This is a genomic window from Streptomyces sp. NPDC058701, from assembly GCF_042715295.1.
Classification (GTDB): Bacteria; Actinomycetota; Actinomycetes; order Streptomycetales; family Streptomycetaceae; genus Streptomyces.
This window is the reverse complement of the sequence record NZ_JBHXSY010000059.1, coordinates 20,548-32,807: the sequence shown is the minus strand read 5'-3', so window position 1 is coordinate 32,807 and position 12,260 is coordinate 20,548. Positions and strand designations below refer to the sequence as shown.

Genomic DNA, 12,260 nt, shown 5'->3' with positions numbered 1-12,260 from the left:
TGGAAGCCCAGATCAGCACCCTGCTGGAGGCCCACCCTCTTCACCCGGTCCTGACATCGATGCCCGGAGTCGGAGTCAGGACCGCCGCCTCCTGGTCACCGTCGGCGACGGCACCGGTTTCCCCAGCGCCGCCCACCTCGCCTCCTACGCGGGCCTCGCCCCCACCACCAAGTCGTCGGGCACCTCTATCCACGGCGAACACGCACCCCGCGGCGGAAACCGGCAGCTCAAACGGGCCATGTTCCTCTCCGCCTTCGCCTGCATGAACGCCGACCCAGCTTCACGCACCTACTACGACCGCCAACGCGCCCGGGGCAAGTCCCACACCCAGGCACTCCTGCGGCTCGCACGCCAACGCATCAGCGTCCTGTTTGCCATGCTCCGCGACGGCACCTTCTACGAGTCCAGAACCTCCACCGTCACCCTCGCCGCATGACCACCCCAAACAGTCCCATACCAGGCACCACGTCCTTGACGAAGGACATAGAGGCACCCCCCCACCGTCCGGCAGCGGGGCGCGGAAATTCTTACCGTCTTGGTCGGTGTCCCACCCGGATCAAACCGACCTTGTGGGACACCCGGGCGAAAACGGGCGGTCGGGGACGCGGGACTCCCTGCGCCCGCGGGTCGCGTGCGTTTCGACAGGCACGAGCATCCGGTCCGCCCTCCGATCGCACCCCTGCGCGGTGTCCGATCCGGATACGTGACTTCCGGGTCGGGACACCCGGGTTACCCCGATTTCACTCGCTCGTCGAAGTGTGACCCCCGACCGGCACGGTCTCCAAGGCGGGGCTCGGCTCCGGGACTCTGCGGCGGGGGCCGGACTGCCGCGCGCCTAGGAGGGCACCGGCATCGCGCACCAGCGGTTCGTACTCGCCCGCGGGCGTGCCGATCCGGCTGAAGATCACGCACACGTCCTCGCCGTACCGGCTGTCGAAACGCGTCGCGCCCGGGACGACATCGAAACCGAAGCGCTGGTAGAGGCGGAACTGGCCGTCCTCGGTACCGGAGATGCCGATCATGGCCGCTCCCCCAAGGCTTCGCACCGTCGCCATGGCCAGGGCGTACAAGTAGGCGCCCAAGTTCTCGCCCCGCGCCTGGGACGCGACCACGAGCCGACTGTGCTCGTAGGTTGCCTCGGACGCGACTCCGAAACGGTCCAGCACCGCGGCGTAGGCCGGCTCTCCGAGGAAGGCGACGCTCTGGTATGCGGTTGTGCGAAGCGGGGTCGCCACGCGTACGTAGCCGACCAGCGGACCGTCGTGGGTTCGTCGTGCGGTGATGTGCCAGCCGCCCGTGTCGAGGGGCTGGGCGTCACTGAACCGGCCGCTCGCATCGACGAACTGCGGTCGCCGACCGCCGTCGTAGAGTACCTCCGCCCGGAACGCGCGGCACTCATCGACCAGCGGTCCGTTGTCGGCTGAGCCCAGGACGGCGTCTATGCACCATCGTCTGTCGGCATTCATGAACGAATTCCTTTGCATGCGCGTTTCTTGCGGCTGACAAGGGCACGGGCCCGTACCGAGCGGCACCGGTGACCGGGGTGGCCGACTCCTGACGGGGGCGACGGTGGGGTCCGCTCCTGTGGCAGATAGTTCTTCCAATGACCGGCCTGCCGCCGGGCCCGGCCCCGAAGGGGTTCCGTAGGCCACTAGCCGCCCGCCACCAGCTGGTGCCGGTTGGTGACGCCCAGCTTGCGGTAGACCCGATAGAGGGTGTTGCTGACCGTGCGCGGGGAGATGCTCAGGTGGTCCGCGATGTCCCGGTCGGACCAACCGCGGGCGGCCATGTCGGCGATGCAGCGCTCACGATCGGTCAGCGCCGCCGTGTGGCCGAGGAACCTCAGTGCCGGGGTGTCCACCTGGCTGCAGCGCGAGAGGTGGTCCTGAGCCTGGACCACGGCTGCCGTGGCCGCCCGCTCCCGGCCTGCCAACATACACATCCGATGCATCTCTGCGTAGCTCTCCGCGGCGTACAGCTCGGCGCCGGACCCCGCGAAACCGCGGGCTGCACGGCCAAGTAGCTTGATGTCGTGGGTGGCCACGGCCTGGGCGTAATCCAGTCTGGCCTGGAGGAAGGGACCCTCCACCGGAAGGTTCCAGTACGCCGACGCCTCCCTGGCCAGCCCCATGCGGGCGAGCTCGTGGGCGGCTATGACAGCGCTCGCCACGGCTCCCTGCGCAGTCGCAGCCTCGGCCGCGCGCAGAAGGATGGAAGACGCCTCCTCCAGCCCCCCATACAACCAGGCCTGCCACGCCCGCGCGACGGGGAGGTAAATACCCAGATGGTCCGGGGCGATGTCGGCGAGGTCGTCGGTGATGACGGGCAGCCTCTCGTCACTGGGCAGGTGCATCGAGGCCAGCACGGTGTAGATCCGAGCCCGTTCCTCCCACATTTTCCACCCGACCTGGTAGGAGCTGCTGAAGGAGAAGTAGCGCAGGGCCTCCGCGATCCGCCCCTGCTCGTACAGCGTGAAGCCGAGCGCCAGGCCCCGCTGGGCGTCCTGGCGCAGTGACTGGCCCGTCAGCGCCTGCGCGTGCGCGGCACCGAGCAGTTCCTCAGCCTCTCCCAGACGGCCTAGGTCATGCAGTGCGGCAGCTCTCAGCTCCTCCAGCGAGTCGAGGTGAAGGGCCCACGTACCGGTCGGCACCGGGGCGCTCTGGTAGCGGTCGTAACATGCCAGCGCCTGAACGGGACGGGCCTGGTGGCATAGCGCTGCCATCGTGAAGACCACCGCTTCCACGCGCGTCGCGTGGTCGGCGTCCTCGAGGTACGGCTCACACAGGATGACCGCTTCGTCCATACGGCCGGCGAAGTACGCGTGCATGCCGTGCAAGAGGCCGCGGCGGGGCGAGGTCACCGCTTCCAGGGACGTGGCCGCCGTCTTCGCGTTGCCGATCAGGATGTCCGCCCGGGCCCGCACCTCCCTCACGAAGGCGGGGAGCGGCGCGGCGTGCGTGCGCTCTACCTCGGCCAGCATCTCGTCGAGGTCGTCGAACTCGGCTGCCGACAGCAGGACGTGCGAGCGCAGTTCGGCGGCACTCAGCGAGCGGTAGGAGGCCCACTGGAGGTCGACGACGCGGTGGGCGCTGACCAGGTCCCCGGCGGCGAGGGCCGTCCGCACGGCACGTTCGAGCCACTTCTCGGGTACGGTCTCGCCCGCCGCTATGGACCACTCGATGGTGTGCAGCCTCAGGTCTGGGCTCTGCTCTGCCATCGGCACGACCTTGAGCCAGACGCGGAGGTGATGGGCCGCCCGCAGCGCGGCGATGCTCTGGCGCAGCGCCTGGCCGAGGAGCGGATGCGCCACTTCCACGTGGGGTTTGATTCCCCTGGTGACCACCCGGATGAGCTTGAGGTCCTCCAAATGGAGCAGCGCACGGCCGTCGAAGAGACCGCGCAGGACGTCGAGCGGTGCCTGGCGGGCCAGGACGACGAATTCCAGGGCTGCTCGGGTGGCCGGATCGAGTGAGGGCAGTTCACGGGGCATCAAGTGGCTGACGACGATGGGGCGGATGGTCGGGACGACCCTGTCCCCGGATCGTGCGGCGTGCCACGTCTGCTCCTCGATGCCCGTGCGGAGGAGTTCGCGCAGGAGGAGGGGGTTGCCCTCGGACAGAGTCGCCAACGCCGTGGTAGCGAAGCGATCCAGAGGTACGGGGCTCAGTTCCTCGGCTAGCCGGCGGGCCGCAGCGGGCCGCAGCGGCCCGAGATCGAGGAGGTGGACGTGGTCGGCGCGCCACAGCTCGTGCAGAGCCCGGGGGAGCTCCTGGCGCTCAACAGTGGCAGCGGTGAGGATCACCCTGACCGTACCGTAGCGCAATGCCATGAGCACTGCGTCCGCCACGTCCTCCTGAAGCAGGTGGGCGTCGTCGATGTAGAGGAGCACGGGACGCTTCCGTGTCTCCTGCCCGAGGGCGGCCAGTCTGGAGCGCACGTCGGTGACGTCCTCGGAGCCCGGCGGATGTATCTCGATTAACCGCCAGTTCGAACGCCGTAGGGTGCGCCGTCGCAGCTCTTGGGCCATGCGCGTCCGTCCGACCCCCCGCGGACCCGTGATGAGCACGCCCATCGGGCCGTGCGCCACGGCGAAGACCCTGCTGCCCTCCTCCAGCTCCTTCACTCTCCCGATTAACGGAACCTCGGACTTGAGGATATTTTCGTTGGATTCGGCGCCCAATACAGTTGAGCGGACAGCACGAAGACGAGTCACCATTACCCTCACAATGAATTGATCCCACAAGAAGATCCCCCGGGGTGCGGGGGTGCCCGCCGAGGCGGCAGCGGCTTGACCAGCCGCCCGGCGCGCGCCTGTCGGGACGTAGTCGCGACGAGGTCCACGCCACTCTTCCTAGGGTTTCCCTTTCGAAACGCAGGCAGGAGAGTAGCTCTTGCTCAGATCCTTGCCCACTCGATAATCGTGAGTATCAAATACTCAGTCACGTACACGCTACTCTTCCGTCAGAGAGTTGCGGCGTGTGGTCGGAGCCGGGCGTACTTCGGCAGGCCCGCGATCTCTTCGGGATTTCGAGAGGCTTGGGTACCTTCTACTCATGCCCGTCGGTATCACCGTGCGCACACTGGTAGTCGAGCCGGGAGCTGGTGGGAAAGGGTCCCTTTCTGAAAAGGTTCCCGTGCTCGAGATCCGGCTGTGCGGCCGCCCCCTTGCCGTGCACAGCCGGAAGCCCCGCGCGGCGGGGAGAGTCCTCCCCCCAACGCCTCTTCCCGCCGTGCGGGCCCGATCATCGACGGACAGACGCGAACCGCCGGCTCCCTCCCGAGGAGGAAGCCGGCGGCTACCGGACGGGCCCGCCGTGCGGGCGATCGGTCAGGAGCTGGGCGCCGACCCGTCCACCTTGATGTTCATCGCCAGTTCACCCTGGGTGCCTACGACGGCACTGTCACCCGGCGTGCCGTTGGCGATGGCCGAGTAGGTGTCCAGGGTGTCCGTGTCGTCGCTGAACGCGTTGTCGGGGATGTTGCTGATGATCGTGTTGGCGATCGGGGCGTAGTTGCCCTGCCCGAACTTGCTCAGAGCGATGGCGGCCGTGGACTTCGCCAGCTCCTTATAGCTGGTGCCGTCGTCCTCCTCCAGGATGACGAGGTCCTTGAGGTCCAGACCATTGTTGTCCATCTGGAACTGATCGGTCGTCCAGATAGCCTGGTTCGGGGCGTAGAAGACGCTGTTCTTCTTCCAGAACGGCATCGGGATGTTGTTGATGCGCGGCTGACCGTCCGGGCACGTGCCCTTGGTGGCGCAGTTGGGATCGGTGTTGGTGCCGACACCGCCCAGGACACCGAACACCTCGGCGTCGCCCTTCCACCACGGTTCCTGGAGGGAACCGCCGTTGACGGACAGGCCCGGTCCGCCGTCGACCGACATGCCGTGGGCCGTCTTGATGCGCACGGCCGCGTCGGCGTCGTTCGCGATCGTCGTGCTCGAAGCACCCGAAGCGACTCCTAGGGCGCGCATGGTCTGCTCCATGACCGACATGCCCAGCTCGACCGCCCGCGCCCCGTCGTACGTCACGACGAGGACGGGCTGGTTGGGGTTGAAGCTGGTCTTGGACAGGGTGACCGTGGAGCCGTCGGTGCGCAGGGCTGTCAGAGACGTGACGTCGTCAGGCGCCTCGGCCATGATCAGCGGCGCAGTACCGGACTGGTAAGCGGTCGCCATCTCTGGGCGCAGAAGACGCAGCCGCAGCAGGCTTTGGCCGGCCGGCAGCCCTTTGAGTTGGAGCAAGCGCTCGTTGCGGGATGTGACGTAGGAATTGAGGTTCCGCCCGACGGTGGTGGCGGACCCCGCGGTCTTGAGGACCAGATCCACATCGGAGGACGTGGAAAACGCCCGGCGCACCTCGGTGTTCCACAGCGGGTCCCGGAGGCTGACCGCCAGCCGGGCGGTGAGGGAGGTCTTGACGTCCATCACGGTGTTGTCGGGGTCGGTGGGGATGGACGCGGCCATCGCAGGCTGCAGGGCCATGACACCGGATGACACCGCACCGACCGTGAGCAAGGACGCTGCGGCGATGGACCGCAGTCGGATGGAAACCTGCACGGAAAACCCCGATCGCTGGAGACGAGCAATGGATGGTGCTCTGACGCGTCGCGCCTGAGCCCTGATCATCCTGCTCGCCATTCCGTCACATGGAGGGAGTATTCTCCACTCGAATCCAGAAATTCGACGTACGACAGAAACGCCGCCATGCTGACGCATGACGGCACTTCAGAGGATTTAACACACGTGGAAAGGGTACGCACAACTCACGTCGCGAACGGGTAGGCAAGGTGGGATTCGAACCCACACGCCCCACAGGGCCTCAGATTTTAAGTCCGCCGCGTCTGCCATTCCGCCACTTGCCCGTAGGACCGACGGTATGCTCGGCTAAAAATCGGTGCGAGAGTAGTCGGTGCTCCAAAACGCGGTTAGAGTTGCCCGAAATTCGTCGTGTGGTCGGTCGGTCCACGAGGCATGGGCGTCCCGGTGGTGGACGGCACGGCAACGCGCTGCCCCTTCAAGTCTGCGCCAGGGCAACGGAAGGGACGGACCGTCCCGGCCCCATTCCCTTCCACCAACGACCTTCCCCCAGGGATTCCGCACGCGGTCGACACGTCACGTCCGGGGCGATGGCGCCGGGTCGACCGCCCACACGGCTGTCAGTGGATCGCAGCAATCGAGCTGTGAGTAGCCCCTACTCACTCACCCATCGAGGGACGCTCCTTCAATGGAGGATGGCCTGGGGCACCTTCGCTTCGCGGTCGCACGAGCCCGCGGCGGAGGGCCGGCCCGGGTCCCTCCTGATCCGACCGACCGCGAAGGCGCTCATGGCGACTCAACCGGACACGGCCATCGGCCACCGGAGATTGGACGAACTCCTCTCCGGAGCCTCCAGGGCCCGTGAGGCGGGTGATTCCGCGGGAGCCTGCCGCCTGCTGGAGAAAGCCCTGACGCTGGCCGAACCGCTCGGTCCGTTCGCCATCGCGCGCGTGCGCATGGGCGAGGTCCTGCACGCGCAGTCCCTCGGTGACCTCACGGCGGCCGAAAGGCTTCTCGGGCAAGCCATCGTCAGCGCCGGGAACAACGTGGTCCCGATCCCTGCCGCGTTCCTCCTCGAGGTACGGGTACGGTCTGGGAGCCTGGCGCGCCTGCTGGGGCGGTTGCTCCAAGCCGAGCAGCTCCTCAAAGAGGCTCTCCAGACCTACGAGTGCCTGCCGGACGCCACGCCCGACCAGATAGCCCACGTATGCAACGAGCTCGGTCTCCTGCACCTGCGCGCCCATCAGTTCGACCAGGCGGGCGTCCACCTGCTCCGGTCCCTCACCTTGCTGGAGTCCGCGCACGGGCGCGGCGCGCTCCCGCTCGCTCCGGTCTGCCACAACCTCGGCCGTCTGGCCGCCGCGCGATCAGACCCGCACGGGGCCTACGAGGCCTTCGCACGGGGTCTGCACATCCGGGAACGAGTGCTGGGACACGACCACCTCGCCACAGCCGTGGACCGCGTCTCGGTCGCCGACGCCCTCTCGCGGCTGCACCGTGAGGAGGAAGCCGAAGCCCAGCTGCACCAAGCCCTCACCACCCTGCGCCGCATACGAGGCCCTGAGCACTACGAAGTCGCGGCCGTCCTCAACAATTTGGGCGGGATCGCCCTTCGGCTGGGACGTCACCAGGTGGCCGAGCGCTACTTCAACCAGGCCCTCGCCATCAAGACGGCGCTATATGGGCCTGACCATCCCGACCTGGCCAGGCCGTTAGTCAACCTCGCGCTCGCCCGGTGCGGTCAGGGCCGCGTAGGCGACGCGGTCGCCCTCTATGAGCGTGCACGGGACCTGCTCGCGGGATCGGTCGGGCCCGGTCACCCCTTGCTGAGGAAGATCGAGGAAGCCCTGCGCGGCACGGCGGCCACCGCCCGTTCCCGGCCGTCCGAGGCCGCCCCTCAGGGGGCCGCCCCGCGCTCCGCGTCGGCGAGGAGCGCGGACCGGTCATCCGCAGCGGTCCGCAGGACGACTACTCGAGGAGCAGAGTCCGGCTCCTGATGGCGCCGGAGCACCAACGGATGCTCCGCAGGGCCTTCCTGACGCTGTCCCGGATGCTCAAGCGGCCGAGTCGGCCGCGCGGTACGAGTACCGCCTGTCCGCGGCGTGCTCGGCCTCGACGACCGTGGACTGTGGGTGCGTGTTCCGCAGGGCGAGTTGTTCCAGGTACGCACGTCGACGGGCTGGCACGTGGTATCGGAAGCGGTGACGTCGTTGACTGCGACTGGACCGGACGTCACGTCGTACCCGGTCTCCTCGAGGGTCTGCTCCCGCGCCCTCATCCGGTTCGCCTTCCCGGTCGTCGCATTCACGAGCACGTGGGTGGCGCCGCCGTCGGACTGCGCGCCCTGCACCACGACGTCCCAGTCCAGGCGGGGAGCGCGTGTCTGCACACCGCCGAACGCGGCGGCATCGACGGGGTTGGTCTCGGCCGTCTCGAATGCACCGAACAGTAGGCCCACCGTCGGAGCCCAGGACGACGCTCGGGGGCGTCAGACGTTCGGGGTCGGACGTTCTGCCTGCTGGCACAGGGTAGTGAGCACCGTGGTCTCGGCGTTCGTGTCGAGCGCGGCCGTGTCGGTTGCTTGAGACGGGTTTCCTGGGGCCGGCGTCCACGACGACGGCGGGTGCGCCGTGCAGGGTGCCGCCGGCCGGCGCCGCGACGAGGAGTGCGGTCGTCCGTTGCGCACGCCTGCGCCTATGGCGCCGTAGTCGGACGGTGGCAACCCACCTGCGCCGACCGGCGGGGGCGCAAGGACGGCGAGGTACCGGAGGAGGGGCGGCAATGCCGACGCACGGGTCGCCCTGGCCGTGCAGGAATTCCTGGTCCACCCGACCGCCTGCCCCGGGGCAGCACGCAAAGCACCACGCGGTTCACCTTCCTGATCGACGGCGGTCCCCCGCGTACGTGGCGGCCTGAGTAGGTGTCGCCCCTTCCGAGAATCCGACCAGTCCAGATCTTCGAGTGGCGTTCACTCTGCCGGGCGGCAATCGCCCTCCCGTGTACTGGGGCAGCGGCGGACACCGCTCCGAATGGACACGGAGCACGCCGCCCATCCCACCCAGTCAGGAAGAGTTCACCATGATGCGTTCCCGTGCAATCGGCACCCTGATCGCCGTCCTGTCGTCGGCGGCCGTGCTGTCGGGGGGCATGCCGGCGATGGCCAGCCCCACCTCCGCCCCCGAGACCACGCAGGACGTGGTCATGCAGGCCAAGGAAGACGCCGCCAAGCGCCTGGCCACCGCGTTCACCGGCGGACTCGCCAGCGAAACCCGCACCGCCCTCGACGCTGGCGACGCTATCGCCCTCTCCGACGTCACCTCCCCCAACCTGCGCTCCTACGCCAGCGCCATCGCCGCGGACAACGCCGCCATCCTCCAGGCCAAGGGCCTGCCGGACATCGGCAACATCATGGAAGTCCGCCTCGCCAACCCCGAGACCCGCAGCGCCCTCGCCGCAGGCACCACCCCCCTCATCGCCGCCGAACCCGGCGACCACGCCACCACCCTCACCGCCATCCGCCCCGACGGCACCACCCAGGTCATCGACGGCGCCCACACCCCCAGCACCCCCGTCCTCGTCGTCGGCTACGACGGAGACAAGGCCATGTCCGCCGGCATGCGCATCCTCGACGACGGCTTCAAAAGCGCCTGGCCCGACGCAGCAGCAAACCGCGACACCTCCAACGGCTCCCTGACCAGCGGCAAGACGGTCACCCAGATCAAGAACATCTACCTCGACTACGACGAGGAGCCGTGGTTCAAGGGCGGCGCCGAGATCTTCCTCCTCACGTCAGGGGCCGGCAAGAACGGCAAGCCCTTCGTCTCCGGCGCCATCAAGCTGCCGTTCCTCGACAACGACAAGACCGGCTACAAGAACGTCAACGTGACTGCCGTCGACTGGTCCCAGTTCGGTTGGGACGACGCCAGCATCACCATCCATGAAGAGGACGACGGCACCGACTACAAGGCGATCACCTCCGCCATGGTCACCGCGGTCGGGACCCTGGCCAACTGGTCCGAGGGCGCCACCGTCGTCAACACCGTCCTGGCGGCGATACCGGGTGACTGGTGGAAGGACGGGACCGACGACATCGACCAGTACTTCTCCGTGTCCCACAACGACGGGATCAGCAAGACGGAGCGCAAGGGTGCCGGTGGCAACGCCAGGATCCTGTTCGCGAACAAGTTCATTCCCCAGATCTGATCCCCCGGCAGCAGGACTTTGGGAGAGCCACCATGATGCGCAATCGAATCTTCGGCGCCTTACTCGCCACCGTGTCGTCGGCGGCCGTGCTGTCGGGGGGCATGCCGGCGATGGCCAGCCCCACCTCCGCCCCCGAGACCACGCAGGACGTGGTCATGCAGGCCAAGGAAGACGCCGCCAAGCGCCTGGCCACCGCGTTCACCGGCGGACTCGCCAGCGAAACCCGCACCGCCCTCGACGCTGGCGACGCTATCGCCCTCTCCGACGTCACCTCCCCCAACCTGCGCTCCTACGCCAGCGCCATCGCCGCGGACAACGCCGCCATCCTCCAGGCCAAGGGCCTGCCGGACATCGGCAACATCATGGAAGTCCGCCTCGCCAACCCCGAGACCCGCAGCGCCCTCGCCGCAGGCACCACCCCCCTCATCGCCGCCGAACCCGGCGACCACGCCACCACCCTCACCGCCATCCGCCCCGACGGCACCACCCAGGTCATCGACGGCGCCCACACCCCCAGCACCCCCGTCCTCGTCGTCGGCTACGACGGAGACAAGGCCATGTCCGCCGGCATGCGCATCCTCGACGACGGCTTCAAAAGCGCCTGGCCCGACGCAGCAGCAAACCGCGACACCTCCAACGGCTCCCTGACCGGCACGAAGACGGTGACCCGGCTCAAGCGCATCTACCTCGACTACGACGAGGAGCCGTTCTTCAAGGGCGGCGCCGAGATCTTCGCTCTGGTCTCCGGTGTGGACAAAAGCAACAAGCCATTCATGAGCGGGAACATCGAGCTGACCAACGTCGACTCCGACAAGACCTACTACTACCCGAACAAGACTCTCATCGACTGGTCGAAGCTCGGCTACGACGACGCCTCCCTGGTCTTCATGGAGGAGGACGACGGCACCAACTACAAGGCGATCCTGCAGCTCGCCATTCAGGCGGTCGGTACGGTCGCAGGGGGGCCTACCGGCGGGGCGGTCGCGGCCGTGATCAACATATTCATCTCGCTCCTCCCCGACGAGCTGTTCACCGACATGTCGGACGACGTGGACGAGTTCCACTCCATCCGCCAGGCAAGCGGAACCACCGGCGTCGAGAGGACGGGCGCACGGAACAACGCGCGCATCATCTTGCAGAACGTCACCGTTCCTGCGTAACGATGTGGCAACGACGGATATGACGGAACGGCGGACCCCTCGCGGGCCGCCGTTCCCTCGTGCCGGGTCGCTGCAGGAACCACAGTTCACCAGGTCGCCGCCAACGGACCCCATGCCGACGCCACACCCACAACGCGCAACCGGCAGATTCGGTCGTCACCCTCGAGGGTCCGCCACCGGATCGCCCGCACGGCGGCGCACACGCAGGGCCCGCCGCGAGGAGCTCCAGCCATCCGCCGCACCACAGGACAAGAGGCCGGGACCAGGAGAAGCACGGCGAGGAGCAACGCTCCACACAGGTACGCCCGCACAGGACGGGCTCCCAACGTGGCCGGCGACTCCCGGCGCCCCACCGCCCGGACATCATTGACGTCCCGGAGGTCCTGAAGGGGCATCGACAGGCCAGCAGGGTCGATACGGCCGCCGCGCGGGGCGGGAATCGTTCGCTTGCTCCTTCGCCCATGCGCCAGGCGGACCGCAGCTGGATCCTCGCCTGGACGCCGACGAGCGGCTTGCAGACGAGCCTCCGGGCCAGTCCCAGGCGGTTGGGTGACGACCGTCCACAGCCACGCGAGTGGGCGAGGCTGAGGAGGACCCCGGTGGAGAGCAGCAGCGATGCCCCGTTCCGAAGGGTCCCGGGGTTCGTGCGCAGAACACGCGCCGGGTGGGGGATCGGCACGCCTCAGCATGCGCGTCGATCGATTCCGCCGGAGGGACGGCCCGGTCAGGGCAACATGATGTACTCCTTACACATGGCCAAAGAGAAGCCGTGATGCTCAATCGTGATCGGCTTTGGTCGTGACCGCGGCCCGGACGGCGACGGCGGTCCGGCAAGTGCCGAATGACATTTGCCGCGGCCC

The 12,260-nt window shown here is 68.0% G+C and carries 6 protein-coding genes, 1 tRNA gene and 1 pseudogene; 4 read left to right on the top strand and 4 right to left on the bottom strand.

What is annotated here, in order from left to right; translation table 11 throughout:
- Window positions 1–436: pseudogene (locus tag ACFWW8_RS34705) on the top strand (transposase); the annotation flags it as partial.
- A gap of 304 nt (window positions 437–740) precedes the next feature.
- Here the strand turns inward: ACFWW8_RS34705 and ACFWW8_RS34700 are convergent.
- From ACFWW8_RS34700 to ACFWW8_RS34685, 4 genes are all read right to left on the bottom strand, one after another.
- Entirely contained in the window at window positions 741–1,466 is a 726-nt protein-coding gene (locus tag ACFWW8_RS34700) for a hypothetical protein (protein WP_386535835.1), read from the bottom strand.
- 185 nt (window positions 1,467–1,651) lie between these two features.
- A complete protein-coding gene (locus ACFWW8_RS34695; RefSeq protein ID WP_386535833.1) occupies window positions 1,652–4,123 on the bottom strand; it encodes a LuxR C-terminal-related transcriptional regulator in 2,472 nt (823 codons plus the stop codon).
- 705 nt (window positions 4,124–4,828) lie between these two features.
- Window positions 4,829–5,983 carry a DUF3103 family protein gene (locus ACFWW8_RS34690; RefSeq protein WP_386535831.1) on the bottom strand — a complete coding sequence of 385 codons (1,155 nt, stop codon included), beginning with the start codon at window positions 5,981–5,983 and terminating at the stop codon, window positions 4,829–4,831.
- A gap of 297 nt (window positions 5,984–6,280) precedes the next feature.
- Window positions 6,281–6,363: transfer RNA gene (locus tag ACFWW8_RS34685), tRNA-Leu, on the bottom strand.
- A 462-nt stretch (window positions 6,364–6,825) separates the two neighbouring features.
- Here ACFWW8_RS34685 and ACFWW8_RS34680 point away from each other — a divergent pair.
- The 3 genes from ACFWW8_RS34680 (at window position 6,826) to ACFWW8_RS34670 (ending at window position 11,400) form a co-directional block, all read left to right on the top strand.
- The gene (locus ACFWW8_RS34680) at window positions 6,826–8,034 is read left to right on the top strand and encodes a tetratricopeptide repeat protein (RefSeq protein WP_386535828.1); all 1,209 of its coding nucleotides are present in this window, start codon (window positions 6,826–6,828) and stop codon (window positions 8,032–8,034) included.
- Between the two features lie 1,081 nt (window positions 8,035–9,115).
- A complete protein-coding gene (locus tag ACFWW8_RS34675) occupies window positions 9,116–10,240 on the top strand; it encodes a DUF3103 family protein (protein WP_386535825.1) in 1,125 nt (374 codons plus the stop codon).
- Between the two features lie 32 nt (window positions 10,241–10,272).
- A complete protein-coding gene (locus tag ACFWW8_RS34670) occupies window positions 10,273–11,400 on the top strand; it encodes a DUF3103 family protein (RefSeq protein WP_386535822.1) in 1,128 nt (375 codons plus the stop codon).
- Window positions 11,401–12,260: the final 860 nt, after the last annotated feature.

Bases quoted from the DNA above. Each gene is read 5' to 3' on its own strand.
- ACFWW8_RS34670 (WP_386535822.1), top strand. From the start codon at position 10,273: ATGATGCGCAATCGAATCTTCGGCGCCTTACTCGCCACCGTGTCGTCG.
- ACFWW8_RS34675 (WP_386535825.1), top strand. From the start codon at position 9,116: ATGATGCGTTCCCGTGCAATCGGCACCCTGATCGCCGTCCTGTCGTCG.
- ACFWW8_RS34700 (WP_386535835.1), bottom strand. From the start codon at position 1,466: ATGAATGCCGACAGACGATGGTGCATAGACGCCGTCCTGGGCTCAGCC.
- ACFWW8_RS34690 (WP_386535831.1), bottom strand. From the start codon at position 5,983: ATGGCCCTGCAGCCTGCGATGGCCGCGTCCATCCCCACCGACCCCGAC.
- ACFWW8_RS34680 (WP_386535828.1), top strand. From the start codon at position 6,826: ATGGCGACTCAACCGGACACGGCCATCGGCCACCGGAGATTGGACGAA.